The 25248-nt window shown below is 68.0% G+C and carries 26 protein-coding genes and 1 tRNA gene; 13 read left to right on the plus strand and 14 right to left on the minus strand.

The annotated features are described in order from the left end of the window. Window positions 1-10: 10 nt before the first annotated feature. The 3 genes from rpoB to LTI14_RS06195 all read right to left on the minus strand — a co-directional run bounded on the left by rpoB (window position 11) and on the right by LTI14_RS06195 (window position 6104). Window positions 11-3529 (minus strand): DNA-directed RNA polymerase subunit beta, encoded by a 3519-nt coding sequence (gene rpoB / locus LTI14_RS06185; RefSeq protein ID WP_241465390.1) that lies wholly within the window; start codon window positions 3527-3529, stop codon window positions 11-13. A 417-nt stretch (window positions 3530-3946) separates the two neighbouring features. Continuing rightward, on the minus strand, window positions 3947-4639 hold the full coding sequence (locus tag LTI14_RS06190; RefSeq protein WP_274615993.1) for a response regulator: 693 nt from the start codon (window positions 4637-4639) through the stop codon (window positions 3947-3949). Window positions 4640-4667: 28 nt separating this feature from the next. Beyond that, window positions 4668-6104, minus strand: a complete 1437-nt coding sequence (locus LTI14_RS06195) for an ATP-binding protein (protein ID WP_241465391.1) — start codon at window positions 6102-6104, stop codon at window positions 4668-4670. Between the two features lie 128 nt (window positions 6105-6232). Between LTI14_RS06195 and LTI14_RS06200 the strand changes: the two genes are divergently transcribed. Beyond that, window positions 6233-7612, plus strand: a complete 1380-nt coding sequence (locus LTI14_RS06200; protein WP_241476054.1) for a PspC domain-containing protein — start codon at window positions 6233-6235, stop codon at window positions 7610-7612. After that, window positions 7609-8100 carry a phage holin family protein gene (locus LTI14_RS06205; protein WP_241465393.1) on the plus strand — a complete coding sequence of 164 codons (492 nt, stop codon included), beginning with the start codon at window positions 7609-7611 and terminating at the stop codon, window positions 8098-8100. The genes LTI14_RS06200 and LTI14_RS06205 overlap by 4 nt, the downstream gene beginning before the upstream one ends. A 116-nt stretch (window positions 8101-8216) precedes the next feature. On the opposite strand, the gene rplL is transcribed toward LTI14_RS06205, so the two are convergent. The 7 genes from rplL to LTI14_RS06240 all read right to left on the minus strand — a co-directional run bounded on the left by rplL (window position 8217) and on the right by LTI14_RS06240 (window position 12473). Next, on the minus strand, window positions 8217-8594 hold the full coding sequence (rplL, locus tag LTI14_RS06210) for a 50S ribosomal protein L7/L12 (RefSeq protein WP_241465394.1): 378 nt from the start codon (window positions 8592-8594) through the stop codon (window positions 8217-8219). 60 nt (window positions 8595-8654) lie between these two features. Next, window positions 8655-9173 (minus strand): 50S ribosomal protein L10, encoded by a 519-nt coding sequence (rplJ, locus tag LTI14_RS06215; RefSeq protein ID WP_241465395.1) that lies wholly within the window; start codon window positions 9171-9173, stop codon window positions 8655-8657. A 384-nt stretch (window positions 9174-9557) separates the two neighbouring features. Beyond that, window positions 9558-10262 carry a 50S ribosomal protein L1 gene (gene rplA, locus LTI14_RS06220; protein WP_241465396.1) on the minus strand — a complete coding sequence of 235 codons (705 nt, stop codon included), beginning with the start codon at window positions 10260-10262 and terminating at the stop codon, window positions 9558-9560. A 108-nt stretch (window positions 10263-10370) separates the two neighbouring features. After that, window positions 10371-10802, minus strand: a complete 432-nt coding sequence (gene rplK, locus LTI14_RS06225; protein WP_241465397.1) for a 50S ribosomal protein L11 — start codon at window positions 10800-10802, stop codon at window positions 10371-10373. A 237-nt stretch (window positions 10803-11039) separates the two neighbouring features. Further along, window positions 11040-11945 carry a transcription termination/antitermination protein NusG gene (gene nusG, locus LTI14_RS06230; protein WP_241476055.1) on the minus strand — a complete coding sequence of 302 codons (906 nt, stop codon included), beginning with the start codon at window positions 11943-11945 and terminating at the stop codon, window positions 11040-11042. A 105-nt stretch (window positions 11946-12050) separates the two neighbouring features. Then, window positions 12051-12362, minus strand: coding sequence for a preprotein translocase subunit SecE (gene secE, locus LTI14_RS06235; protein ID WP_241465399.1), 312 nt, complete (start codon window positions 12360-12362; stop codon window positions 12051-12053). Window positions 12363-12400: 38 nt separating this feature from the next. After that, window positions 12401-12473, minus strand: a tRNA-Trp gene (locus tag LTI14_RS06240). A 174-nt stretch (window positions 12474-12647) separates the two neighbouring features. Between LTI14_RS06240 and LTI14_RS06245 the strand changes: the two genes are divergently transcribed. The 3 genes from LTI14_RS06245 to LTI14_RS06255 all read left to right on the plus strand — a co-directional run bounded on the left by LTI14_RS06245 (window position 12648) and on the right by LTI14_RS06255 (window position 15783). Beyond that, on the plus strand, window positions 12648-13862 hold the full coding sequence (locus tag LTI14_RS06245) for a pyridoxal phosphate-dependent aminotransferase (protein WP_241465400.1): 1215 nt from the start codon (window positions 12648-12650) through the stop codon (window positions 13860-13862). A 127-nt stretch (window positions 13863-13989) separates the two neighbouring features. After that, complete coding sequence (locus tag LTI14_RS06250) at window positions 13990-15021, plus strand: 6-phosphofructokinase (protein ID WP_241465401.1); 1032 nt, start codon at window positions 13990-13992, stop codon at window positions 15019-15021. Between the two features lie 54 nt (window positions 15022-15075). Beyond that, window positions 15076-15783 (plus strand): GNAT family N-acetyltransferase, encoded by a 708-nt coding sequence (locus LTI14_RS06255; RefSeq protein WP_241465402.1) that lies wholly within the window; start codon window positions 15076-15078, stop codon window positions 15781-15783. Between the two features lie 35 nt (window positions 15784-15818). On the opposite strand, the gene ygfZ is transcribed toward LTI14_RS06255, so the two are convergent. The 4 genes from ygfZ to LTI14_RS06270 all read right to left on the minus strand — a co-directional run bounded on the left by ygfZ (window position 15819) and on the right by LTI14_RS06270 (window position 18757). After that, the gene (gene ygfZ, locus LTI14_RS06260) at window positions 15819-16982 is read right to left on the minus strand and encodes a CAF17-like 4Fe-4S cluster assembly/insertion protein YgfZ (protein ID WP_241476056.1); all 1164 of its coding nucleotides are present in this window, start codon (window positions 16980-16982) and stop codon (window positions 15819-15821) included. An 80-nt stretch (window positions 16983-17062) separates the two neighbouring features. Continuing rightward, window positions 17063-17698 carry an FABP family protein gene (locus LTI14_RS06265; RefSeq protein ID WP_241465404.1) on the minus strand — a complete coding sequence of 212 codons (636 nt, stop codon included), beginning with the start codon at window positions 17696-17698 and terminating at the stop codon, window positions 17063-17065. Between the two features lie 60 nt (window positions 17699-17758). After that, complete coding sequence (locus tag LTI14_RS13070) at window positions 17759-17893, minus strand: hypothetical protein (RefSeq protein ID WP_255727372.1); 135 nt, start codon at window positions 17891-17893, stop codon at window positions 17759-17761. A gap of 18 nt (window positions 17894-17911) precedes the next feature. Beyond that, window positions 17912-18757, minus strand: a complete 846-nt coding sequence (locus LTI14_RS06270; protein WP_241465405.1) for a hypothetical protein — start codon at window positions 18755-18757, stop codon at window positions 17912-17914. Window positions 18758-18923: 166 nt separating this feature from the next. Between LTI14_RS06270 and LTI14_RS06275 the strand changes: the two genes are divergently transcribed. From LTI14_RS06275 to asd, 8 genes are all read left to right on the plus strand, one after another. Then, entirely contained in the window at window positions 18924-19634 is a 711-nt protein-coding gene (locus LTI14_RS06275; RefSeq protein ID WP_241470579.1) for a response regulator transcription factor, read from the plus strand. A 39-nt stretch (window positions 19635-19673) separates the two neighbouring features. Continuing rightward, on the plus strand, window positions 19674-20702 hold the full coding sequence (mshD, locus tag LTI14_RS06280; RefSeq protein ID WP_241470580.1) for a mycothiol synthase: 1029 nt from the start codon (window positions 19674-19676) through the stop codon (window positions 20700-20702). 14 nt (window positions 20703-20716) lie between these two features. Next, window positions 20717-21769 carry an NUDIX hydrolase gene (locus tag LTI14_RS06285; protein WP_342357728.1) on the plus strand — a complete coding sequence of 351 codons (1053 nt, stop codon included), beginning with the start codon at window positions 20717-20719 and terminating at the stop codon, window positions 21767-21769. A 50-nt stretch (window positions 21770-21819) separates the two neighbouring features. Next, window positions 21820-22155 (plus strand): GNAT family N-acetyltransferase, encoded by a 336-nt coding sequence (locus LTI14_RS06290; RefSeq protein ID WP_241465408.1) that lies wholly within the window; start codon window positions 21820-21822, stop codon window positions 22153-22155. An 80-nt stretch (window positions 22156-22235) separates the two neighbouring features. Continuing rightward, window positions 22236-23057, plus strand: coding sequence for a thymidylate synthase (locus LTI14_RS06295; RefSeq protein WP_241465409.1), 822 nt, complete (start codon window positions 22236-22238; stop codon window positions 23055-23057). Then, entirely contained in the window at window positions 23054-23686 is a 633-nt protein-coding gene (locus LTI14_RS06300) for a dihydrofolate reductase (protein ID WP_241476057.1), read from the plus strand. Before LTI14_RS06295 ends, LTI14_RS06300 begins: the two co-directional genes overlap by 4 nt. Further along, window positions 23683-23979, plus strand: a complete 297-nt coding sequence (locus LTI14_RS06305) for an NF038396 family protein (protein ID WP_241476058.1) — start codon at window positions 23683-23685, stop codon at window positions 23977-23979. The genes LTI14_RS06300 and LTI14_RS06305 overlap by 4 nt, the downstream gene beginning before the upstream one ends. A 37-nt stretch (window positions 23980-24016) precedes the next feature. Continuing rightward, on the plus strand, window positions 24017-25225 hold the full coding sequence (asd, locus tag LTI14_RS06310; protein WP_255728077.1) for an aspartate-semialdehyde dehydrogenase: 1209 nt from the start codon (window positions 24017-24019) through the stop codon (window positions 25223-25225). Window positions 25226-25248 lie beyond the last annotated feature (23 nt).

A 25248-nucleotide genomic window follows, 5' to 3' on the forward strand; every position in this document is an offset into this window, starting at 1 on the left:
GGTGAGGCCCTCAGACCTCTTCGACCGAGCTGGGCTCTGCGCGGGAGAGGTCGATGCCGAGCTCCTCCGCAGCGCTGAACCCGGTTTCCTCCGAGTCACGCATCTCGACCTTGCTGCCGTCCGCGGAGAGGACCTCCACGTTGAGGCAGAGCGACTGCATCTCCTTGATGAGCACCTTGAACGACTCCGGAACGCCTGGCTCCGGAATGTTCTCGCCCTTCACGATGGCCTCGTAGACCTTCACGCGACCGTGGATGTCATCGGACTTGATCGTCAGCAGCTCCTGCAGGGTGTAGGCGGAGCCATAGGCCTCCAGGGCCCAGACCTCCATCTCACCGAAGCGCTGTCCGCCGAACTGTGCCTTGCCGCCCAGGGGCTGCTGGGTGATCATCGAGTACGGTCCGGTGGAGCGTGCGTGGATCTTGTCGTCGACAAGGTGGTGCAGCTTCAGGATGTACATGTAACCGACCGCGACGCCCTCGGGGAACGGCTCACCGGAGCGACCGTCGAAGAGCTGCGCCTTGCCGTTGGCACCCACGAGCTGCTCGCCGTCGCGTGACGGGTTCACAGACTCCAGGATGCCGGTCAGCTCGGCCGGCTCGGCGCCGTCGAACACCGGGGTGGAGACCTTGGTGGGTCCGGTCTCGCGGGGCAGGTTCGGGAGCTTCTTGATCCAGTCAGGCTCGCCCTCGATCTTCCAGCCCTGCTTGGCGGCCCACCCGAGGTGGACCTCCATGACCTGGCCGATGTTCATACGACCGGGCACGCCCAGCGGGTTGAGCACGATGTCCACCGCGGTGCCGTCGGGCAGGAAGGGCATGTCCTCCACAGGAAGGATCCTGGAGATGACGCCCTTGTTGCCGTGGCGGCCGGCGAGCTTGTCGCCGTCGGTGATCTTGCGCTTGTTGGCCACGTAGACGCGGACCAGCTGGTTCACACCGGGGGGCAGATCATCGCCCTCCTCCGCATCGAAGATCCGGACGCCGATGACGGTGCCGGACTCGCCGTGGGGAACCTTCAGCGAGGTGTCGCGCACTTCGCGGGACTTCTCACCGAAGATGGCGCGCAGCAGGCGCTCCTCCGGGGTCAGCTCGGTCTCGCCCTTGGGCGTGACGCGACCGACCAGGATGTCTCCGGCGGAGACCTCGGCACCGATGTGGATGATGCCGCGCTCGTCGAGCTGGGCGAGCATCTCCTCGGAGACGTTGGGGATGTCACGAGTGACCTCTTCGGCACCGAGCTTGGTGTCGCGGGCGTCGACCTCGTGCTCCTCGATGTGGATCGAGGTGAGCACATCGTCCTGGATCATCCGCTGGGAGAGGATGATCGCATCCTCGAAGTTGTGACCCTCCCAGGACATGAACGCGACCAGCAGGTTCTTGCCCAGGGCCAGCTCGCCGGCCTCGGTGGAAGGTCCGTCGGCGATGATCGACTGGCGCTCCAGACGATCCCCCTCGGAGACCCGCACACGCTGGTTGTAGGCGTTGCCCTGGTTCGAGCGCTGGAACTTCATGATCGGGTAGTGGATCTGCGTGCCGTCGTCGTTGAGCACGGTGACCATGTCGGCCGCGACGCGGGTGACCACGCCGGGCTTCTCAGCGGTGACCGAATCTCCGGCGTCGATGGCGGCGAACTTCTCCATGCCGGTGCCGACCAGCGGTGACTCGGACTCCAGCAGCGGCACAGCCTGGCGCTGCATGTTCGCACCCATCAGCGCGCGGTTGGCGTCGTCGTGCTCCAGGAACGGGATCAGCGCGGTGGCGACTGACACCATCTGGCGCGGCGAGACGTCCATGTAGTCGATCTCGTCCGGGATGGTCAGCACGGGCTCGCCCTGCTCACCGGTTCCGTCTGCACGGCCGCGGCAGAGGACGGTGGCTTCTGCGAAGGTCCCGTCCTCGTTCAGCGGCGCGTTGGCCTGGGCGATCTGGGAGACCAGCTCGTCGTCGGCGGTGAGGTAGTCGATCTGTTCGGTGACGACACCCTTGACGACCTTGCGGTACGGGGTCTCGATGAAGCCGAAGGCGTTGATCCGTCCGTAGGTGGCCAGCGAGCCGATCAGGCCGATGTTCGGGCCTTCCGGGGTCTCGATGGGGCACATGCGGCCGTAGTGCGACGGGTGGACGTCACGGACCTCCATGCCGGCGCGATCACGGGAGAGACCGCCCGGGCCCAGCGCGGAGAGGCGACGCTTGTGCGTCAGTCCGGCCAGCGGGTTGTTCTGATCCATGAACTGCGAGAGCTGGGAGGTGCCGAAGAACTCCTTGATGGAGGCGACGACGGGGCGGATGTTGATCAGCGTCTGCGGCGTGATGGCCTCGACGTCCTGAGTCGTCATCCGCTCACGCACCACACGCTCCATACGAGACAGGCCGGTGCGGACCTGGTTCTCGATGAGCTCGCCGACCGCACGGATGCGCCGGTTGCCGAAGTGGTCGATGTCGTCCACGGAGATGTGGACGTCGATCTCGGAGCCGTCGCGGATGCCCTTGATGTTCTCCTTGCCGGCGTGCAGCGCGGCGAGGTAGTGGATCATCGCGACGATGTCCTGCTCGTTGAGCACTGAGGCGTCGGCGTCGGTGAACGCCTTGTCCACGCCGAGCTTGCGGTTGAGCTTGTAACGGCCCACCTTGGCCAGGTCGTAGCGCTTCGGGGTGAAGTAGAGCCCGCGCAGCAGCGACTCGGCGGCCTCCACGGTCGGCGGCTCGCCTGGACGCAGCTTGCGGTAGATGTCGATCAGCGCATCGGCCTGGGTCTCGAAGGCGTCCTTCTCCATGGTGGCGCGGATCGAGTCATACTCGCCGAACTCTTCCAGGATCTGGGACTCGCTCCAGCCCAGGGCCTTCAGCAGCGCGGTGACCGGCTGCTTGCGACGGCGGTCGAGGCGCACGCCGACCTGATCGCGCTTGTCGATCTCCAGCTCGAACCAGGCACCGCGGGAGGGGATGACCTTGGCGGTGTAGATGTCCTTGTCGCTGGTCTTGTCCGGGGTGCGCTCGAAGTAGGCACCCGGGGAACGGACCAGCTGGGACACCACGACACGCTCGGTGCCGTTGATGATGAATGTGCCGCGATCGGTCATGAGCGGGAAATCGCCCATGAACACGGTCTGCTGCTTGATCTCGCCGGTGTTGTGGTTCATGAACTCGGCCTTGACGTACAGCGGAGCGGAATACGTGGTGTCCCGTTCCTTGCACTCAGCGACCGGCATCTTGGGGTCGGCGAACTCAGGATCGGAGAAGCTCAGGGACATGGTGCCCTGGAAGTCCTCGATCGGTGACATCTCTTCGAAGATGTCGGAGAGTCCGGAGGTTTCGGAAACGCCCTTGATGCCCTTCTGTCGGGCCTCCTCGACGCGAGCAGCCCAGCTGTCGTTGCCGATGAGGCGGTCGAAGGAGTCGATCTGCAGAGCCAGAAGCTCTGGGACATCGAGGGGTTCGTGGATCTTTGCGAATGAGAGTCGGCCTGCGTATTCAGCAGTGCGGGCCGAGGCAGCGGTTTGAGTCGTTGAGGTGCTCGAGGCGACCAAGTTGGATCCTTCCACAGACCTTCGTAGCTTCCGTAGGAATCACGCATAAATTCAACTGCCCACCGCTATTTGAAGGCACTGATGTAGAGAAGATGCGCAAAAGTACAGAATAGACCACGAAGGCAGCCCAAGGCAAGACGAGGCCACTGGGGCGAAGGACGTGAGGACTGCGCCTGACGCCGAATGGGAAGGCCGGCGGAGAGCGCTGACGGGCTCCGGGCTTTCTGGGCAGTAACTGTACCAGCCTCCACGCGCGGGGCGTGCGGTGGGACACATCCCCGGCGCGCCCGGCTCAGCGCCGACTCAGCGCCGGCTCCGGGTGAAGGTCCACGACGCCGCCGGCCGAGGGTCCACGACGCCTCCGGCCGGGGGCGCGGTGGCCCTCTGGGCGGGGCCTGCGGCCCGGCCGGTCGGGCCTCAGACGATCCGGCGCCGCTCCGCCCAGCGGGTGAGCTCGTGTCGGGAGGAGAGCTGGAGCTTGCGCAGCACCTTGGAGACATGGGTCTCCACGGTCTTGATCGAGATGAACAGCTCGCTGGCGAGCTCCCGGTAGGTGTAGCCGCGCGCGATCAGCCGCATGACCTCCACCTCACGCGCGGAGAGTCGGTCGAGCTCCTCATCGCGCACGTCTTCGACGCCGCCGGTGCCGAAGGCGTCCAGGACGAAGCCTGCCAGGCGTGGAGAGAAGACCGCATCACCGCCGGCGACGTCCTGGACCGCCTCGACCAGCTCGGCGGTGCTGATGGTCTTGGTGACGTAGCCGCGGGCCCCGGCGCGGATCACCGAGACCACGTCTTCAGCCTGATCGGAGACGCTGATCGCGAGGAAGCGCACCTCGGGGAGGTCTCGGCAGGCGCGCACGACCTCGGCCCCTCCCCCGCCGGTGCCTCCGGGCAGATGGACGTCGAGGAGCACCACATCCGGTTGTCCGGCCCGGACCGCAGAGATCGCCGACTCGACGTCGTGGCCCTCTCCGACGACCTCCACGCGACCAGCCAACTCTGACTTGAGCCCGGCGCGGAAGATGCCGTGGTCATCGATGATCACCACCCGGCGCAGTCGCGCGCCCGGTGGTGCTGGCTCTGCGCGGCCTCTGCTCTGGCCGCCCATGGCGCCTGAAGGCTGCCGGGGAGGGTGCTCACCCATAGGTCTCCTCGCGCTCTGGCGTCGGCTCGGTCGCCGGCTCCGGCCCGGTCGCCGCGGCGACGGGCATCCGGAGCTGGACTTCGGTGCCGTTCTCCCCGGAACGGATCCGCGCGGATCCCCCGGCCCGGTTCATCCGCCCGATGATCGATTCACGCACCCCGAGCCGGTCAGATTCGATGCCGGCGGGGTCGAAGCCCACCCCACGGTCGCGGATGAACACCGCGTCCTCAGCAGCGGTGGACTCCAGGTACACCGAGGCGGGGCCGGCATGTTTGAGCGCGTTGACGATCCCCTCCCGGGCCGCCGCCACCAGGACTCGGTGATCGGTGCCCCGCGACTCGCCGACGGCGATGACCTCCACGGGCACGCTGTGCAGCTCCTCGAGCTCTGCCGCGACGCTGGTCAGCTGCTCCTTCAGCGTCCCGGTGTCGGCGCTGTCTCGGCTGTAGAGCCACCCGCGCAGCTGCCGCTCCTGCCGCCGCGCCAGCCGCTCCACCGCGGCGGGGTCATGGCGATGCTTCTGGATCATGGCCAGCGTCTGGAGCACCGAGTCGTGCAGGTGTGCCGCGATGTCGGCCCGTTCGGCCTCGGCGGCGGCGCGGGCACGCTCGGTGTTGGAGGTGCGGTAGAGCCTGATGAGCCAGGGGGCGGTCACCAGGGCGACGCCGGCGAGCAGCATCCCGGCGACCATCAGTCCCAGGATCAGGTCCGCGGCCGGGAGGAATCCTCCCGCGAGCAGCAGCAGCGCAAGGATCACCAGGGCCACTCCGATGCAGAACTGCCAGAGGATCGCCTGTCGCGAGCGTCGCCCGGCCGCGCCGCGCGCACCTGCCCCCGCTTCGTCCCCGGCGATGGGACTGATCGCGTCGACCTGGGACCAGGCCAGCAGCACTCCGGCCCCGAGGATCATGGGAGGGCCGATGAGCCACCAGTTGATCTGCGCACCGAGAAGCTGCAGTCCGATCAGACCGGCTCCGCCGAGGAGCGCGCCGCCGAGCAGGACCTGGGGCGAGGACGTGAGCGCATCGACGAGCCCCTTCACCCGGGTCCCCCAGGACGACATCGGGTCGGCCCTCGGACCGATCCCCTCCGCGGCACTCGACGGGGAGGTACGGGCATCGGGGTGGGCAGACCCGGCGGCGTCGACCGCGGGCCCGCTGAGCCCACGGGTGGCGGCCTGCGAACGAGGTTCATCCTCGCCGGGGACGAAGATCCAGAGCCAGCAGTAGAGCAGCAGCCCCACCCCTCCGGCGATGCTCAGCCCGATCATCACGGCGCGCACCACGGGCACCGAGACCTTCAGGTGGCGGGAGAGCCCCAGACAGACCCCCGCCAGCGGAGTGTCGGCGGCGCGCAGCAGCGGTGGCCGCGGCACGGGGCTGCGCTGCGGCGCCGGAGGTGTCTCGGGGGCGGCGTCCATATCTTCCATAGTGCCACGCCCGCTCCCTCACCTCGATGCGTTCTGCCCCAGGATCCGGGGACGGAGAACGGAGATCAGGGTTCGATCAGGGGGCCCCCCAATAGCGGCCGCCGGTGTGGTTGGCGCAGACTGGAGACATGGAAAATCACAAGCCTGAGACGGGCCGGCGCTTCTTCAGCTGGATGCGCACAACGGGGCTGATGCGCCCCGACGAAGGTTGGTTCGGCGGGGTCTTCGCCGGACTGGCCGCCAAGGTCGGCTGGGACGTCGCGCTGGTGCGTGGGCTCGGCGTCGTCGCCTTCATCATCTTCTTCTCGCCGGCGGCCCTGCTCTACGGGCTGGCCTGGATCCTGGTCCCCAACCGGGCGGGTGAGATACACGCGGAGCAGGCCGTGCGCGGCAGCTTCAGCTCCGGCTTCATCGGAGGCGTGCTGCTCGCGATCGTGGGGGCGTTGAACATCTTCACCCCGATCAGCATCGCCGGACCGCTGGCGGTGCTGATCAACCTGGTCGTCCTCGGCGCGGTGGCCTGGCTGGTCTACGTGCTGATCCGCAATCACCGCAGCAACACCACCATCAACGGTGCCGGAGGCACGCGCACGACCCCGGGAACGGCCGGCGCGCAGGCGGGAAAAGCTGAGGCCGGCGAGCCCGCACCGCCGCGTGCGGACGGAAAGCCGGCCTGGTACCCGAAGGAACAGGACCCCGCGCCTCAGACCGGGGCCCCGGCTTCAGCTGCGGGACACGGTTCTGCCGCTCAACGGGCTGCTCGTCAGGAGACGATGACCGCGCGGGCCGCGGCACCGCGACCCGGCAGGAGCCCGGGAGCCTCCCCGCGCGAACGCGCCGAGCGTCGTCGTCATCGCCAGCTCAGCTGGGGACTGGCCATGCTCTCCATCCCGGTGATCATCGGGCTGGCCTGGTTCGGCGGCGGGTTAGGGCTCTCCGCACTCGCCGTGGCCCTGGTCGCCACCGCGGGCCTGGTGCTGCTGCTGGCCTCAGGCCACCTCGTCGCCGCGCTGCGCGGACGACCCGGCGCCCCAGGTCTGCTGATGGTCAGCACCGTGATCATGCTGGTGCTCTTCGCCGGCCAGAGCGGGGCCGGGGGCTTCGGATCCGGCGCGAACTACGCCTTCGGCAGCTACACGACCACGGAGTCGGAGGTGAACAGCGGCTTCTCCAACACCACGGTTGATCTGCGCGACCTCGCCGCCGGAGATCCCTCGGATGGGGTGATCCCCACCGAGGACGCGGAGATCAACAACGCGTTCTCAAACACCACGGTGATCGTTCCCGATGACGCGCGGATCGTGGTCAGCAATGGGCAGGCGCTGAGCAACCTCGAGATCGCCACCCAGGACGACCGGCTCGAGCGGTCCGGCATCTCCGGGGAGGACCTCGTGCTGGGCCCGGAAGATTTCGAGCGGGAGATCCGTCTCGACCTGAACTCAGCCTTCGGCAACACCACGATCTATGACGACACCACCTACGCCCAGGAAGCAGAGAATGCGCGATGAACACCACACCAGAGCGCCCAGGCGAACACTCCCCCACGCATCCCACCACCCCGCTGCCGCCCGAGCCCGCAGACGTCGATGAGCTGCTCGCGGAATCGCTGCGGGCCCAGAGCGAGCAGGACTTCGCCTGGAAGGAACCGGAGCGCGGGCCGCGCTGGTTCGAGCGCGCCGAGCAGGAGGCGGCTCTCGCCGGCGGCACGACGACAGACCCCGACCAGGCCCGGGATGCGCTCACGAGGACGACCAGGGATCCAGGCGGCATGGTGTCCGGAGCCGAGCGATCCCCCCGGTCGGGACACCGGCAGGGGCCGCGCATCGGCGGCGCCGTCTACGCCGCGGTGGCCATCGCGCTGGCCCTGTGGGTGTTGGCGAGCGTGGTGCTCGGGATCCACATCGAGCCGCTCATCGTCGCGCTCGGCGTCTGCAGCCTTGCCGGGCTGGCCCTGGTGGGGGCAGGTCTGCGGCCGAAGCCGGGACAGCGCATCTGAGCCGTCGCTGCAGCCGGGTCCAGGTGCTGCGCATACAGAGATCCCCCGGAAGGAAGCCTTCCGGGGGATCTCTGTGTGCAGTCAGGACTGCCTGGATGCGGCTGTCGCCGCCCCGATCACTTGAGGGTGACGGTGGCGCCTGCTGCTTCCAGGGTCTCCTTGGCCTTCTCGGCGGTTGCCTTGTCGACACCTTCGAGAACTGCCTTGGGCGCGCTGTCGACGACGTCCTTTGCCTCCTTGAGACCCAGGGAGGTCAGACCGCGCACCTCCTTGATGACGCCGATCTTCTTCTCGCCTGCGGCCTCGAGGACCACGTCGAACTCGGTCTGCTCTTCTTCTTCCTCAGCTGCGGCTGCCGGAGCTGCTGCGGCGGCTGCGGGAGCGGCTGCAGTGACATCGAAGGTCTCTTCGAAGACCTTGACGAACTCGGAGAGCTCGATCAGGGACATGTCCTTGAACTGTTCGATCAGTTCTTCGTTGCTCATCTTCGCCATGGGGGCGCTCCTTCTAAATGTTTAGGGGGTGTTGCTTGCGGATCAATGCTGAGCTCGAGCTCAGGCAGCTTCCTGCTTCTCGCGCAGCGCCTCGACCGTGCGAACGGTCTTGGACAGCGGCGCCTGGAAGACGGCGGCAGCCTTGGACTGGACGCCGATGAAGGCACCAGCCATCTTGCTGAGCAGAACCTCACGGGATTCAAGATCCGCGAGCTGCTTCATTCCTGCCTCGTCGAGGGTGGCGCCATCCATGTAGCCGCCCTTGACGATCAGTGCAGGATTGCTCTTGGCGAAGTCACGCAGCGCCTTGGCCACGTCCACGGCATCGCCGTGGACGAAGGCGATTGCGGAGGGTCCGGACATCTTGCCTTCAAAGGCGTCGATGCCGAGTTCCCGGGCCGCAATCTCGGTGAGCGTGTTCTTCACCACAGCGTAGTGTGCGTTCTCTCGCACGGACCGGCGCAGAGTCTGCAGCTGGCCCACGGAGAGGCCGCGGTACTCCGTGAGCACTGCGGCAGTCGAGTTGTTGAAGAGTTCCTTCAACTCGTCGACGGCGGCAGCCTTCTCAGGATTCGCCATGGCACTCCTTCCGATCATGTAAGCCGGTCACCACCCTCGGGCGGGGCATAAAAAATGCCCCGCTGCGCAAGGCACGGGGCGTGGCTTCAAGATTGACCTGCTCGCGTATCACCGCGAGCAGAGTCTCTCAGAAGAGCTGATCGTGTCCTGCGCAGGTCGCCCGATTCGGGTCTTTACGTTGCATCGCCTCACAGACATGATGTCTGCTGACCACGCAGATCAGCCAATGATCTGCGCACGACGACAACGACCGGCGGTCTTTGGTCAGCCCTGACTCTACATGGTGGTCTGCGCCCGCGCAAAACGGGAGACGACGCGGAGACGGGAAAGGCCCCCGTCCGGGTGGACGAGGGCCTTTCCTGGTGCTGCACGAGTTGCCTCGTGTCAGTCGGTGAGCACCTTGGTCACGTTCGGGTCCACCGGGATGCCGGGGCCGAAGGTGGTGGTCACGGTGGCCTTGGCGATGTAGCGACCCTTCGAAGCCGAGGGCTTCAGACGAAGGATCTCTTCCAGCGCTGCGGCGTAGTTCTCCGCCAGCGCCTTGGCATCGAAGCTGGTCTTGCCCACGATGAAGTGCAGGTTGGAGTGCTTGTCCACGCGGAAGGTGATCTTGCCACCCTTGAGCTCGTTGACAGCCTTGGCGACGTCGGGGGTCACGGTGCCGGTCTTGGGGTTCGGCATCAGGTTACGCGGACCCAGCACCTTGCCCAGGCGACCGACCTTGCCCATCATGTCGGGCGAGGCGACGGCGGCGTCGAAGTCGGTCCAGCCATCGGCGACCTTGGCGATGAGCTCGTCGCCGCCGACGTAGTCAGCCCCGGCCTCTTCAGCCTTGGCGATGTTGTCGCCCTGGGTGAAGACGACGACGCGGGAGGTCTTGCCGGTGCCGTTGGGCAGGATGACCGTGCCGCGGACCATCTGGTCCGCCTTGCGCGGGTCCACCGAAAGCCGCATGGCGACCTCGACGGTGGCGTCCGACTTGGACGGGTTGATCTCCTTGGCCAGGGCTACTGCCTCGGCCGGGGAGTACAGGGCATCTTCGTTGACCTTCTGTGCCGCTGCTTCATAAGCTTTGCTGCGCTTTGCCATCTGCGTTGTTCTCCTTAGCAGTCGTGGTACGCGGGTCGCGCTCGACCCTTCCCACCGTCCGACTCGTGGCCGGACTGTTTGTCAGTTGATGTTGGGCGTGAGCCCGGTTCAGCCTTCGACCGTGATGCCCATGGAGCGGGCAGTTCCGGCGACGATCTTGGAGGCCGCGGCGAGGTCGTTCGCGTTGAGGTCCTCCATCTTGGTCTGGGCGATCTCTTCGACCTGCGACCGGCTCAGCTTGCCGACCTTGTCGGTGTGCGGCACGCCTGAGCCCTTGGCCACGCCTGCGGCCTTCTTGATCAGCTCGGCGGCTGGCGGGGTCTTGGTGACGAAGGTGAAGGAGCGGTCTTCGTAGACCGTGATCTCCACAGGGATCACATTGCCGCGCTGAGCCTCAGTCGCGGCGTTGTAAGCCTTGCAGAACTCCATGATGTTGACACCGTGCTGACCGAGTGCAGGACCGATCGGCGGAGCCGGGTTAGCGGCGCCTGCCTTGATCTGCAGCTTGATCAGGCCGGAGACTCTCTTCTTCGGGGCCATGTTCAGCGTCCTTTGCTTGCGTGGTGGATTCAGGCTCTCACGCCGCTTGGGCGGCGCGAGGGCTTCAACCCTCACCTGGTGTCCCTGTGCCACAGGAGCGTGACGCAGGGGGGTGGCCATCATGGCGTGATGACCGGTTCGACGTCGCCGGTCAAAGCCACCTGCGACATCGAAAGTCTTTGGTTCTCACCCGACCTGGGCCGACGACGTCGTCGGCCCAGGTCGGGTGAGTGAACCTCAGTAGATCTTTTCGACCTGGTTGAAGTTCAGCGTCACCGGGGTCTCACGCTCGAAGATCGAGACGAGGACCACGAGCTGACGCGAGTCTGCGTGGATCTCTGAGATGGAAGCCGGCAGGGTGGCGAAGGGGCCATCGGTGACGGTGACCGATTCGCCGATCTCGAAGTCCACCTTGATGTCCGAGGCTGCCGCGGCGGAGCCGTCTTCACCGGCGCCGTGCTTGGGTGCATCGGGCTTGCCGAGGAGGTGGTCCGAGAGCATGTCGAAGACCTCGTCGGAGCTCAGCGGGTGCGGGTCGTGGGCATTGCCCACGAATCCGGTGACTCCGGGGGTGTGCCGGACGACGCCCCAGGAGGCGTCGGTGAGCTCCATGCGGACGATCACGTAGCCCGGGATGCGCACCCGGCTCACGACCTTGCGCTGGGTGCCCTTGATCTCCACGACCTCTTCCATGGGGACCTCGATCTCGAAGATGTGGTCCTCCATGTCCTGGGTCTGGATACGGGTCTCCAGGTTGGACTTCACGCGCTTCTCGTAGCCCGCGTAGGTGTGCACCACGTACCAGTCACCGAGCTGGCGGCGCAGCGTGGACTTCAGTGCGGCGGCGCGCTCCTCGTAGGACTTCTCCTCCTCGGGCACCTCCGCGTCGGCCTCGGTCGCGACCGGCTCGTCACCCTCGCCCTCAGCCGCATCCTCGGGCTGGGCGTCGGAGTCGGTCTCAGCCTCGGCGGGCGCGGCGTCAGCACCCTCGGCGTCCTCGCCGATCTCGGCTTCGGTCTGCGCGTCCGTCTCGACAGCGGCTGAGGTGCCCTCGGCCGCTTCGGTGCCCGCTGCTGACTCGGCAGCGGCATCCTGGGCGGCGTCGACCTCTTCGGTCTGCTGCGAAAGATCCTGTTCAGACACTGTTCTCCTGCTTTCCGTGGTGCTCACCGCCACACGGCGAGCTCTCGTTCACGTGGTGGATGCCCTGGCTGCGGCATCACGTCATGGTCATCTGGCGGGCCCAGTTCAGTCCTCGGCGCCGCCATCGGCTCCGGCGGGCGGCTCGATGGGCTGCTCGACGCCTCCCGTTGAGCCGAAGAGCGCCTCGGCGCCCCGGCTGAAGACCGCGTCGAAGCCGGTGACGATCCCGATCACGATGATGACGAAGACCAGCACGACCAGCGTGTAGTTGGTCAGCTCCCGCCGGGTCGGAACGACCACCTTGCGGAGCTCGTCAATGACCTGGCGGAGGAACAGCCACAGCTTCCCGAACGGGCCCTTCGGATCGCCGCCGGCAGGCGTGGAGCCCTGATCTGGCGTCGAAGGCGACTGGGACACGAAGACTCCATCTGTTCACGGTTAAGGCGGGTGCCTAGCAGGGCAGACAGGACTCGAACCTGCAACCTACGGTTTTGGAGACCGTTGCGCTACCAATTGCGCCACTGCCCTAGGGGTAACCGACCCTCCGCCACGCTACCGCATCGAGAACCGGAGCACCGGTTTCGGGGCACGATGGATCGGAGGCGCCTGAGACACCGGTAGATCACTCTACGCCCTCGGCCCGGTGCAGGACAAACCGGTAGGCTTGAACCAGTCCATGAATCCCGAAAGGATCCCTCAGACATGACTGCTCCGAACTCACGCATCTCCGACCGTATCGGCTCCATCGCCGAGTCCGCCACCCTTGCCGTGGACGCGAAGGCCAAGGCGCTGAAGGCAGCCGGTGAGGATGTCATCGGTTTCGGTGCGGGCGAGCCGGACTTCCCCACCCCGGACTACATCGTGGAAGCGGCGCGCGAAGCGGCCCTGAACCCCCGCTTCCACCGCTATTCCCCCGCCGCCGGGCTGCCCGAGCTGCGCGCCGCGGTGGCGGAGAAGACCACCCGGGACTCCGGGTACCGGATCGAGGGCGAGGCGCTGGCGCCGGCGAACGTGCTGATCACCAACGGCGGCAAGCAGGCCGTGTACAACACCTTCGCCACCCTGCTGGACCCGGGCGATGAGGTCATCCTCCCGGCTCCCTTCTGGACCACCTACCCCGAGGCCATCAAGCTGGCCGGCGGCGTGCCCGTGGACGTCTTCGCCGGGCCGGAGCAGGGCTATAAGGTCACGATGGAGCAGCTGGAGCAGACCCTGACCGAGGCCACCAAGGTGCTGGTCTTCGTCTCCCCCTCCAACCCCACCGGCGCGGTGTACTCCGCCGAGGAGGTCCGCGAGATCGGCCGCTGGGCGGCGGAGAAGGGCCTGTGGGTGGTCACCGACGAGATCTACGAGCACCTCACCTACGACGACGCCGAGTTCACCTCCATCGCCGCCGTCGAGGAGCTGGCCGATCAGGTGGTGATCCTCAACGGAGTCGCCAAGACCTACGCGATGACCGGGTGGCGCGTGGGCTGGATGGTGGGTCCGACCGACGTCATCAAGGCCGCGGCGAACCTGCAGTCCCATGCCACCAGCAACGTCGCCAACGTCTCACAGATGGCCGCGCTGGCCGCCGTCGAAGGTCCGCTGGATGCGGTCAACGAGATGAAGACCGCCTTCGACCGACGACGCCGTGCCATCGTCAGCGGGCTCAATGAGATCACCGGGTTCTCCTGCCCCACCCCGGAAGGCGCCTTCTACGCCTATGTCGATGTCCGCGAGGCGCTGGGCCGTGAGATCGCCGGTCGCACGCCGCAGACCTCCGCGGAGCTGGCCGAGCTGATCCTGGAGGAGGCCAAGGTCGCCGTCGTCCCGGGTGAGGCCTTCGGTCCCAGCGGATTCCTGCGCCTGTCCTACGCGCTGGGCGATGAGGACCTGGCCAAGGGGCTGCGTCGGCTCCAGGACCTGCTCGGCTGATGAGCGCAGCCCCGCCCGGCTGATGCCTCCCGTCGGGCGGGACCCCATAGACTGGGCGCAGCAACCTGCCGAGGAAGTCAGGCCTGAGATTTTTCCTGGAATCCATGAAGGGACGAGCTGAATCATCATGCGCATCGGACTGCTCACCTCCGGCGGCGACTGCCCCGGCCTGAACGCCGTCATCCGCTCCGCCGTGCTCCACGGCATCAAGAGCTACGGCGACGAGTTCGTCGGCTTCAAGGGCGGCTGGCGCGGCCTCATCGAGGGCGACTACATCGACCTGCCCCGGCAGTCCGTGCGCGGTCTCTCCCGTCAGGGCGGCACGATCCTCGGCACCTCGCGGACCCACCCGTACAACCACCCGGGCGGCGGACCGGAGAACATGGCCAAGCAGCTCAAGCGCCACGACGTCGACGCCGTCATCGCCATCGGCGGCGAGGGCACCCTGGCCGGGGCCAAGCGCCTGGCCGATGACGGGATCCCGGTGGTCGGGGTGCCGAAGACCATCGACAACGACCTCAAGGCCACCGACTACACCTTCGGCTTCGACACGGCGGTCTCCATCGCCACCGATGCGATGGATCGGCTGCGCACCACCGGGGAGTCCCACCACCGCTGCATGGTCGCCGAGGTCATGGGCCGCAACGTCGGCTGGATCGCGCTGCACTCCGGCATGGCCGCCGGAGCCCACGCCATCCTGATCCCGGAGCACAAGGTCTCCATGGACCAGGTCTGTGAATGGGTCGAGCAGGTCCACTCCCGCGGACGCTCCCCGCTGGTGGTCGTCGCCGAGGGGTTCATCCCCGAAGACGCCGAGGAGGCGCTGGCAGGCAAGGGCGAAGAGTCCGACGGTCGCCCGCGGCTGGGCGGCATCGGGGACTGGGTGACTCGGCAGATCGAGTCCAAGACCGGCATCGAGTCGCGCAACACCACCCTGGGCCACATCCAGCGCGGCGGAAACCCCACCGGCTATGACCGGGTGCTCGCCACCCGCTTCGGCATCCGCGCCCTGGACCTCGTGCACGAACAGGCCTGGGGCCACATGGCGGCGCTGCGCGGCACCGAGATTCTCCAGGTCGATCTCGCCGAGGCGCTGGACGGGCTCAAGACCGTGCCCCCCGAGCGCTACAACGAGGCCCAGATCCTCTTCGGCCGCTGAACCGTTGCCCCGGACCGCGGCGCAGGACGCACCCTCCCTGCTGAGCCTCCTCCCGTGAGCCTGGCGGACCATACGCGCAGCATCATCGCGCTGGCGTGGGCACGGATGATCGGCCTCGGCGATGAGGAGCTGCTCGGCGCGGGATCCCATCACGAGGTCATCACCGCAGACGGCTCCGCGGTGGCCTTCCTGCGACTCTTCGATCACACCGTTCTCAGCGGACCCGCCGAGGTGCTGCGCCATGCCCGCCGGCGCGACGACACCGAGCTCGCCGATGAACGCCGGCTCCTGGAGCTCTCGCGTCGGCACGCCCCGGGCGCGCGCAGCCTGGGTGCGGCGAACCTGCTCTACGCCGAGGAGCCGGCCGCCCTGGGCGCCGCGCAGCGCGGGGCGGTCTCCTTCGATCCGGAACATGTGCGCGCAGTGCTCGCCGCCTCACCGGCCGATGACGTGCAGGCCTCAGGGATCGCCGCGGCGCCCTGGAGCGCAGCGCTGGTGGATGAGGGCACCGGCACGGCGCTCGGCGCCGCCGGGCGGGAGCTCTGGGCCGGGATGCTGGGCCAGCTGGGGGTCCTCACGGTGCCCGATCAGCGCCGTGCCGGGGTCGGGCTGCAGCTGGCCGCGGTGGCGGCGGAGGAGGCATTCAGCGAGGGACTCGTCCCGCAGTGGCGGGCCCGCACCGAGTCCGTCGGCTCGCTGCGCATCGCCGCGGCGCTGGGGTTCAGCCCCGCCGGCTCACAGACCACCGTGGTCTTCGACTGAGCCTCCAGCTCGGCGAGACCTGCTGGGCGACCTGCTCAGCGGCGCTGTCCGCGCAGGAAGTCTCCCTTGGGACGCCCCACGGCCTGTCCGGCGTCGGGACGGACGATGACCTCCTGGGCCGCCGCGTAGAAGGTCGCAGAATCTGCGTCGCCGTCGCGCACCACCAGCTGCAGCGCCGGGTCCACCTTGCGCTTGACCAGCGCCAGCGCGATCGGGCCCATCTCGTGGTGCCGCGCCACCGAGGTGACCTTCCCCACCGGGCGCTCCCCGGCCAGCTCGGCCGGGGAGGCCTCTGGGGCGGCGGCCAGGATGTCTGAACCGATCGCCGGAAGCGTGTGCTCGCTGCCGTCGAGATGCAGGAACACCAGGCGGCGCGGTGGATGGCCGAGGTTGTGAACCCGTGCCACGGTCTCCTGACCCTTGTAGCAGCCCTTGCTCAGATGCACGGCGGTGCGGATCAGGTCCAGCTCGTGCGGGATCGTCTTCTCATCGACCTCGCGGGCCAGACGGGGTCGCCAGGCGGCGACGCGCAGCGCCTCGGCCGCCATGGTGCCGGCGAGGATCCATCCGGCCTGTTCGAGACCGTCGATCGTGGCTTCCAACGAGGTCCGCGGCACCACGTGCAGCCGCCAGGACCAGTCCGCGCCAGGGTGGTCCGCCTCGGCGACCTGGGCGTAGCTGGCCGCGCCGGGACCGAGCTTCGGCCACGGGTCCGCCCAGCCGATGACGACCTCACCGGAGGCTGAGGCGGGCAGCGGTGCGGTGGAGCCGAGCACCGCGTAGTCGGCGGTGCGGTCGGCGATCTCCACCCGGAGCATGAACTTCATCGAGTCGAGCCACTGGGCCAGCACCCCGCCGTGTGAGTTCTCGGTGATCAGCCAGACGGTCTCACCGTCGTCGACCACCGCCGCATCGTGTTCGATGCGCCCGGAGATGTCCAGCAGCAGCAGCTCGGTGGGCTCCCCCGGCTTGAGTCCGGCGATCTCCTGGGAGGACAGCGTGGTCAGCCAGGTCAGCCGGTCGGGCCCGGAGACCGTGACCACGCTGCGCTGGGAGAGATCGACGACGGCGGCGCCACGGGCCAGTGCGCGCTGCTCCCGGGTGGGGTCGCCGTAGTGTGCGGCCACCGCGGCGTCGTCACCGCCGTCAGCGACGGCGCCGGCGCGGTTCAGCAGGGGTGACTTCGAGTTCTCATCCACGGGCGGACTCCTTGTTCGTTGCGGCGAGCGCGCAGGGCGCACGGCGCGGGGCACCTGCCAGGGGCAGGCGAGAGCGAGGCTCAGGCGGTGCGCTTGGCGCTGACCTCGTCGGCGGAAGCCGTGCGGTCGAGGATCGCGGAGGCGTGGGGAACCATCTCCCCATCGGCGGCGCGAAGATCCCAGCGCCAGAACAGCTGGCTGTTCACCAGTCCGAACATCCGCGAGGCACCCGGATATTCCGCAGCGTGCTCCCCGCGCATCACCGCGTCGGTGGCCAGGTGCAGCTGCGGGCCCTTGATCTTGCCGTAGTAGAGCTCCGAGATGCTGCCCGGATGGGTGATGGTGGCGGTGATCGCAAAGGATCCGTCCTGCTCCGCGAGCTGGTCGACCTCGGCCGCGCTCTTGTACGCGGGCACCACGTCCGCCGGGTCCAGGCCGGGGCCGACATCGGCGTCGGTGCGGGCCCGGTCCAGCGACCAGAAGCCGGTCTCCACCGAGAGCGGACGCAGCCGTGCACCCGCCTCATCGGCGAGCCAGGTCTCGGCGCGGTACTCGACGAACTCCAGGCCGGTGTCACGGAATGTGACGTCCTGGGTGAAGATCGGATCGTCCTGCTCTCCCGAGCCCAGGCGGCCTTGACCGCGCCAGCTGCCGAGCAGCCAGTAGAGCGGGGCCAGCTCCGGGGTCAGGTCGGTGGGAAGCTCCATCGGGGCCATCGGCTCAGCTCCTCAGCGCGCGGTCGACACTGGGCTGTGTCTCGGTGCGGTGCAGGCGGATCAGCGCTGACCCTTGTACAACCGGGAGATGACGGTCCAGGAGATGCCGGCGATCATCAGCGTCACCAGGACCAGCAGCCCGATGAAGAAGATCTCCAGTGCGAGCAGTGAGACGTTCTGCAATGCGAGGTTCATGGGTGAAAGTGTACAACTTCACACCAGCAGAAGACGCTCCGTGAAGTAGGTCAGCGCGCCCATGGCCGCGATCGGGGCTGCGCCGACCGCAATTCCGGAGAGAATCCCCTGTGGCGGACCCTGTGCGAGGAGGAAGCGGCGGAAGGAGGCGAGCAGCAGTCCGGCCACCAGCCCGAGCGTCCCGGCGAAGAGCAGGGTCAGCTCACCCCAGGCCAAGGTCATCCCGATGGCGGCCCCGACGCTTCCCAGGACCACCAGGAGCATGGCCCACGCATTGGGCAGCGGAATCGCGGCGAGCAGGGTCGCGATGATCAGCGCACCCGCGGCCAGCGTCACCACGGCGAGCTCCCCGGACGCTCCGGTGACGGCCAGCAGGGTGGTGTCCTCCACCGGCAGCAGACCGCGCACGGCGAGGATCCCTCCGGCGTCGTCTCCCCCGTTTGCTCCTGCCAGCTCCACCGGGTAGCGCAGACCGGCCACCCAGCCGGCTCCGGTGGTGGCGATCAGCACCCCGGCGCAGGCTCCGATGGTGGACTCCAGCCGGTGCGGCCTTCCGGTGCCGCGCAGGACCTGGATCAGGAAGACGCTCATGACGCCGAAGGCCAGTGCCACGGAGGACCAGAAGAAGAGGTCACCGGCGGTCCCCACGATGCCGGCGCCGAGGGCCGCGACGACTCCGGCGCAGGCGATGACGGCGGAGAGCGAGCGTCGGGCCGAGACTCCCATCAGCTGGGGCCACCCCAGCGCGATGAGGATCGAGAGCCCACAGACCACCAGGGTCATAGCGATGGTCCCGGCCCAGGAGGCCAGGGCGAGCGCTGTGGCTGCGAGCAGGGCGGAGGCTGCCACTGGGATGTACTTCACAACAGGCCATCCTAGAGGTCCGCGCTTCGCACGTCGCATATACTCAACCCCGGATCGCTGAATCGCGTTTCCACATTGTGCAATCACCGGCGTTGAAGACCGCAATCACCGTTGACGACCCTGCGGGACCCGGTGAAGATGATGGCCCGAGGGGAAGGAGTCATGCATGGCCCAGGTTCTGCTGCTCTCAGACACCCCCGACGACGCACTGCCGCCACTGGGGCTTCTCACCCACCGGATCCGCACGTTCCCCGCCGAGGCCTCCTCCATCGTGCGGGCTCCCAATGTGGATGTGACGCTGATCGATGCGCGCACCAAGCTTGCCCACGCCCGCTCCCTGTGCCAGCTGGTGAAGTCCTCGATGCTCTCCCCGGTGCTGGTGATCGTCACCGAGGCGGGCCTGGCCACGCTGAACGAGTCCTGGCAGGCCGATGACTTCATCCTCGACGAGGCCGGCCCGGGCGAGATCGATGCCCGGATCAGGCTCGCGGCGGTGGAGACCGCGGAGGAGACCCCGGTCGGAGAGATCCGCGCCGGCGGGATCACCATCGATGAGACGACCTATATGGCCACGATCAACGGCCGCCTGCTGAACCTCACCTATAAAGAGTTCGAGCTGCTCAAGCACCTGGCTCTGCACCCGGGTCAGGTCTTCACCCGCGACCGGCTGCTCCACGATGTCTGGGGCTACGACTACTTCGGCGGCACCCGCACCGTCGACGTCCACATCCGACGCCTGCGCGCCAAGCTCGGGCCCGACCACGAGTCACTGATCGGCACGGTGCGCAATGTCGGCTACCGACTGGTGATCGGCGGTTCAGACACCGCCGGCCCCGCCGACGATGACCGGCGCGTCGCCGGCGCGGACGCCGCCTGAGCCGGTGACCTGAGGGTTCGGCTCCGCTACAGTGAGCCCATGAACCCAGGCGATGTCACCCCAGAAGGCACCGAGCCGGCCGTGGTCGAGCTCAGCGACGGCGCACCCGATGCCGACCTGCACCACGCGCTGCTCGAGCTGGCCGCCGTCTCCACCGAGGCCGACGCCAACCCGCCGTTCTCGGAACAGACTCTCGTAGAGCTGCACCGCGCCGCCGACCGGCGCGAGGCCGCGTCCGCTGAGACTGCCGCCTCCCAGGAAGCGAACCGCAGTCCGCTGCGCATCGCCTACGCCTGGACCGATGCCCAGCCCGACTCGCGGCTGCTCGCCGGGGCCGGCGTCGTCGTCGAGGGCGCGGAGGGAGTCCCCGACGTGCTGGAGATGGTGGTCCGTCCAGACTGCCGGCAGCGCGGGATCGGCACAGCGCTGGTGGAGGCGCTCACCGCAGACGTGCTCTCGCCCGCGGCCGGTCGGGTGCAGCGGGCCTGGGCCCACGGCGAGCACGACGCCGCCGCCCGGCTCGCCCGGCGCTTCGGCTGGACCCCCGTCCGAGAGCTCTGGCGGATGCGACTCACCGACCTCGATGAGGCACCCTCCCCCGAGCTGCCAGAGACCATCACCGTGCGCAGCTTCCGCCCCGGTGAGGACGATCAGGCCTGGCTGACTGCGAATGCGGCCGCCTTCGCTGATCACCCCGAGCAGGGCCGGCTCACCTTGGAGGATCTGCATGCCCGGATGGCCGAGGACTGGTTCGACCCGGAGGGATTCCTGCTGGCCTGGGAGGGCGAGGAGCTCGTCGGGTTCCACTGGACCAAGGTCCAGGGCGCCGAGCTCGGCGAGGTCTACGTGGTCGGCGTCGTGCCCGGCGCCCGCGGGCGTGGGCTCGGCCGCAGCCTCACCCTGGCCGGGATCGAACATCTGCACCGAGCGGGCCTGGCCGCCATCATGCTCTACGTGGACGCCGACAACACCGCCGCGGTGGAGCTGTACAAGAAGCTCGGATTCACCAAATGGGACGCCGACACCATGTACGCCCCGACCGTGGAGCCCGCCGCCGAACCAGCCTGATATCTTGGTCTCTCGTGAGCTCCTCCGAGACCATGAGCAAGGTCCCCCGCCGCAGAACTGTCACGGTCTCCGATGACGGGCTCGACGCCGAGATACTCGCCGCCGGCGCCCTGTGCTGGCGGCTCCGCCGCGGCGAGCTCGAGGTCCTGGTGATCCACCGGCCCCGCTATGACGACTGGTCCTTCCCCAAGGGGAAGCTCGATGAGGGTGAGACCCTCCCGGAGTGCGCGGTCCGCGAGGTCCGTGAGGAGATCGGGCTCAAGGTCAGGCTCGGAATGCCGCTGCCGATCACCCGTTATTCCGTGGGCAAGTCGCGCGGAGTCAAGAACGGCAATGGCAACGGCAACGGCAATGGCAACGGCAATGGCGGCAAGGACAAGGCCGTCTGGTACTGGGCCGCCCAGGTCGCTGAGGGCTCTCCGATCCCCGACGGCGATGAGGTGGACGAGACCGCCTGGGTCAGCGTGGACCGAGCCCGGGAGATGCTGACCAACCGCGGTGACGTGCTGCCGCTGGACGAGCTTGCCAACCTCCACGACGACCAGCGGCTGCATACCCTGCCCTTCATCGTTCTGCGCCATGCCAAGGCCAAGCCGCGCTCCTCCTGGTCCCGCGCCGAGTCGGAGCGCCCGCTGGCGGCCACCGGCAAGCGTCAGGCCCGGGCGGTGGAGCGGCTGCTGGTCTGTTGGCGCCCGCGACATCTGGAGTCCAGCCCCTGGCAACGCTGCGCTGAGACCATCGCGCCCTACGTCAAGGCCCATCGAAACCGCGCCACGTACCGGAAATCGCTCACCGAGAAGCGCGCCGAGGCCCACCCGGAAAGGACCCGGACCCGGGTCCGCCGCTGCCTGGAGCTGCTGCTGCCGACGCTGATCTGCAGCCACCGTCCGGTCCTTCCGCTGATCCTGGACACCATGGGCAGCTGGCTGCAGGACCCGGACCTGCTGCGGGCCATCCCGGATGAGGACCCCTATCTGCGCCCCGGCGCGGTTCTGGTGGCGCAGCAGGCCATGGACCGCGGTGGAGAGATCGTCTCGATCGAGGTCTACGAGCCGTTCGAGGACTGACCGCTGGCGGGACTCCTGACAATGTCGGGCCGTGACGGTAGTCTCATTGCATGAGTGCGCCGAAGAACGTTCACCCGACCGCCGAGCTCAACATCGACGAGGACCGAGGCCGGGCCGAGCTCTGGGACACGATCAACGGACGCCGCACCTTCATCGGGTTCATCGGATTCACCCCCGAGACGCTCCGCGGCCAGGAGGTCACCCTCCTGCAGCACACCATCGTCCACCCCCAGTACGGCAGGCAGGGCTACGCCCGCTGCCTGGTCACCCTGCTGCTGGACCAGCTCCAGGCCGAGGGCAGGCTCTTCGCCTCCGAGTGCACCTACGTGGATGCCTACCTGCACCGCTACCCCGAATACCGCACCCTGCAGGCCACGTTCTCCTGAACTGCGGCACGCGGGTCCAGCCGTCGAACGGCCGAACCCGCTGACAGCTCGGCCCGCTCCGACGCTCAGGCCCCGCAGGTATGCTGTGGTGCGTGAACTCGACGATCCCCACCCCGTACGAGGACCTGCTCGCAGACGTGCTGAACGTCGGCACCGCCAAGTCTGACCGCACCGGAACCGGCACCAGAAGTGTCTTCGGGCGCCAGATCCGGTTCGATCTCGCGGAGTCCTTCCCTCTGATCACCACCAAACGAGTGCACTTCAAGTCCGTGGCGCTGGAGCTGCTCTGGTTCCTGCGCGGAGATTCCAATGCGCGCTGGCTGCAGGAGCGCGGCGTGCGGATCTGGAACGAATGGGCAGGCGAGGACGGCGAGCTCGGCCCGATCTATGGCGTGCAGTGGCGCTCCTGGCCCAGCCCCTCGGGTGAGGACATCGATCAGATCGAGCAGCTCATCACCTCGCTGAAGACGAACCCTGATTCCCGACGCCACGTGGTGAGCGCCTGGAACCCGGCACAGATCGATGAGATGGCGCTGCCGCCCTGCCACATCATGTTCCAGTTCTATGTGGCCGACGGTCGGCTCTCCTGCCAGCTGTATCAGCGCAGCGCCGACATGTTCCTCGGAGTGCCCTTCAACATCGCCTCCTACGCGCTGCTGACGAGGATGGTCGCCCAGCAGGTAGGGCTTGCCCCCGGTGAGTTCATCTGGACCGGTGGGGACTGCCACATCTATGACAACCACGTGGAGCAGGTGCGTGAACAGCTCTCCCGCGCCCCCTACCCCGCACCCACCCTGGCGATCACCCGCACCCCGGACTCGATCTTCGACTACGAGTTCGAGGACTTCGAGGTGCGCGACTACCAGCACCACCCCGCCATCAAGGCCGCCGTCGCTGTATGAGCATCCGCTCCATCGCGGCCGATATCGGCATGATCTGGGCGCAGACCCACACCGGGGTCATCGGCGACGCCGGGACCATGCCCTGGCACCTGCCCGAGGACCTGGCGCACTTCAAGGCCACCACCCGCGGCGCCCCGGTGGTCATGGGTCGCCGCACCTGGGAATCCTTCCCGGCCAAGTACCGCCCGCTCCCGGGCCGGCAGAACATCGTGATCACCGCCGATCAGCGCGCCGCAGATCAGATCCGCGCGCTGGGCGGGCACCCCGTGGCCAGTCTCGACGAAGGACTTGAGATCGCCTCGGCCTCGAGAGCCGAGAAGATCTGGATCATCGGCGGCGGCCGGGTCTACGCCGAGACCGTGGACCGACGAATCGCGGACCTCGCGGTCATCACCGTGATCCAGAGCGAGGTCTCCGGTGACACCTCGGCCCCGACCCTGACTCCGGAATGGGAGCTGACCCAGCGCGAGCCTGCCGCAGGAACGCACCAGGGCGCCGACGGGCTGCGATACCACATCGAGACCCACCGCCGCCGCGGCGGCGCCGCTGAGCGGCACACGACCACCTCCGGGGCCTCGTCCACCTGCCACGACACACCCGCACCCGCACCCGACGGAAGCCCGAGATGACCGAGACCTCCCCACCCGCCCCGAACACGCACAATGCCTCCCAGGCCAGCTCCACCAATCTGATGATGCTGGGCCTCGGCGGCTACCTCATCCTGCCGTTCCTGGCCCTGTTCACCGTGACCCTGGGCTTCGTCCTGGTGCTCAATGACCGGATCATCCCGGGCCTGGTCTTCCTGTTCGTCGCGCAGCTCTGGGTGGCCGGCGGGCTGTGGGCTCATCTGTCGCGCCGTCGTCTGCTGCAGGAGATCAAAGAAGCCAGGAAGTCCGAGGAAGCCCCCGGCGTCGAGAAGTGACCCTGACGCGCTGAGCCGACTCCGCTACCCTGGAGGCATGACTTCTGCAGTGAACTCCTCCGTGTCCCCTGCCCTCTCCGCCGTGCCAGGCGAGACCCCCTCGGTGGGTCTGATCGGCTGGCGCGGCATGGTCGGCTCGGTGCTGATCACGCGCATGCTCGAGGAGGGGGACTTCGCCCACATCAACCCGGTCTTCTTCTCCACCTCCAACGCCGGAGGCCAGGCACCGAGCTTCGCGGGCGTCACGCCCGAGGAGACCACCCTGCAGGACGCCTTCGATCTGGACACGCTGGTGAAGCTGCCGATCATCGTCACCGCCCAGGGCGGCGACTACACCTCCGAGGTGTACCCCAAGCTGCGCCAGGCCGGCTGGGACGGGATCTGGATCGACGCCGCCTCCACCCTGCGCATGGCCGAGACCTCGATCATCGCGCTGGACCCGATCAACCGCGACGTCATCGACGCCGGGCTTGCCGCTGGCGTGAAGGAGTTCATCGGCGGCAACTGCACGGTCTCGAACATGCTGATGGGCCTGGGCGGGCTCTTCACCAACGACCTGGTCGAATGGGGCACCGCCATGACCTACCAGGCGGCCTCCGGCGGTGGCGCGAAGCACATGCGCGAGCTGCTGAACCAGTTCGGCACGCTGCACTCCGCCGTCGCCGAGGAGCTCAGCGACCCCGCGGCCGCCATCCTGGACATCGACCGCGCCGTGCTCCACGCCCAGCGCAACGACCTCGACGCCACCCAGTTCGGCGTCCCGCTGGCCGGTTCGCTGATCCCCTGGATCGACGCCGATCTGGGCAACGGCGTGGCCAAGGAGGAGTGGAAGGCCGGGGTGGAGACGAACAAGATCCTGGGCCGCGGCGACAATCTGGCCCCCGGGGTCACCTCCCGCGGCGCGGCAGTGCCATTCGACTCGCTCTGCGTCCGGGTGGGCGCGCTGCGCTCACACTCCCAGGCGCTGACGCTGAAGCTGCGCGAGGACCTTCCGCTGGCCGAGATCGAAGCGATCGTGGCCTCGGGCACCGAATGGTCCAGCTTCGTCCCGAACGAGAAGGAAGCCACCGTGGCGCAGCTGACCCCGGTGGCCGCCACCGGCTCGCTGGACATCCCGGTGGGGCGGATCCGCAAGCTCGAGATGGGCCCGGAGTACATCTCCGCGTTCACGGTGGGCGACCAGCTGCTCTGGGGCGCGGCGGAGCCGCTGCGCCGGATGCTGCTGATCGCGGTCGGCAAGCTCTGAGCCCTTCCGTCGCGGAGCGTCTG

Origin of the sequence: Nesterenkonia sp. YGD6 (assembly GCF_022565895.1) — a bacterium.
Taxonomy (GTDB): domain Bacteria; phylum Actinomycetota; class Actinomycetes; order Actinomycetales; family Micrococcaceae; genus Nesterenkonia.

Bases quoted from the DNA above. Each gene is read 5' to 3' on its own strand.
- LTI14_RS06190 (WP_274615993.1), bottom strand. From the start codon at position 4,639: ATGGGCGGCCAGAGCAGAGGCCGCGCAGAGCCAGCACCACCGGGCGCG.
- LTI14_RS06195 (WP_241465391.1), bottom strand. From the start codon at position 6,104: ATGGAAGATATGGACGCCGCCCCCGAGACACCTCCGGCGCCGCAGCGC.
- LTI14_RS06200 (WP_241476054.1), top strand. From the start codon at position 6,233: ATGGAAAATCACAAGCCTGAGACGGGCCGGCGCTTCTTCAGCTGGATG.
- LTI14_RS06205 (WP_241465393.1), top strand. From the start codon at position 7,609: ATGAACACCACACCAGAGCGCCCAGGCGAACACTCCCCCACGCATCCC.
- rplL (WP_241465394.1), bottom strand. From the start codon at position 8,594: ATGGCGAAGATGAGCAACGAAGAACTGATCGAACAGTTCAAGGACATG.
- rplJ (WP_241465395.1), bottom strand. From the start codon at position 9,173: ATGGCGAATCCTGAGAAGGCTGCCGCCGTCGACGAGTTGAAGGAACTC.
- rplA (WP_241465396.1), bottom strand. From the start codon at position 10,262: ATGGCAAAGCGCAGCAAAGCTTATGAAGCAGCGGCACAGAAGGTCAAC.
- rplK (WP_241465397.1), bottom strand. From the start codon at position 10,802: ATGGCCCCGAAGAAGAGAGTCTCCGGCCTGATCAAGCTGCAGATCAAG.
- LTI14_RS06245 (WP_241465400.1), top strand. From the start codon at position 12,648: ATGACTGCTCCGAACTCACGCATCTCCGACCGTATCGGCTCCATCGCC.
- LTI14_RS06250 (WP_241465401.1), top strand. From the start codon at position 13,990: ATGCGCATCGGACTGCTCACCTCCGGCGGCGACTGCCCCGGCCTGAAC.
- LTI14_RS06265 (WP_241465404.1), bottom strand. From the start codon at position 17,698: ATGGCCCCGATGGAGCTTCCCACCGACCTGACCCCGGAGCTGGCCCCG.
- LTI14_RS13070 (WP_255727372.1), bottom strand. From the start codon at position 17,893: ATGAACCTCGCATTGCAGAACGTCTCACTGCTCGCACTGGAGATCTTC.
- LTI14_RS06275 (WP_241470579.1), top strand. From the start codon at position 18,924: ATGGCCCAGGTTCTGCTGCTCTCAGACACCCCCGACGACGCACTGCCG.
- mshD (WP_241470580.1), top strand. From the start codon at position 19,674: ATGAACCCAGGCGATGTCACCCCAGAAGGCACCGAGCCGGCCGTGGTC.
- LTI14_RS06290 (WP_241465408.1), top strand. From the start codon at position 21,820: ATGAGTGCGCCGAAGAACGTTCACCCGACCGCCGAGCTCAACATCGAC.
- LTI14_RS06295 (WP_241465409.1), top strand. From the start codon at position 22,236: ATGCTGTGGTGCGTGAACTCGACGATCCCCACCCCGTACGAGGACCTG.
- LTI14_RS06300 (WP_241476057.1), top strand. From the start codon at position 23,054: ATGAGCATCCGCTCCATCGCGGCCGATATCGGCATGATCTGGGCGCAG.
- LTI14_RS06305 (WP_241476058.1), top strand. From the start codon at position 23,683: ATGACCGAGACCTCCCCACCCGCCCCGAACACGCACAATGCCTCCCAG.
- asd (WP_255728077.1), top strand. From the start codon at position 24,017: ATGACTTCTGCAGTGAACTCCTCCGTGTCCCCTGCCCTCTCCGCCGTG.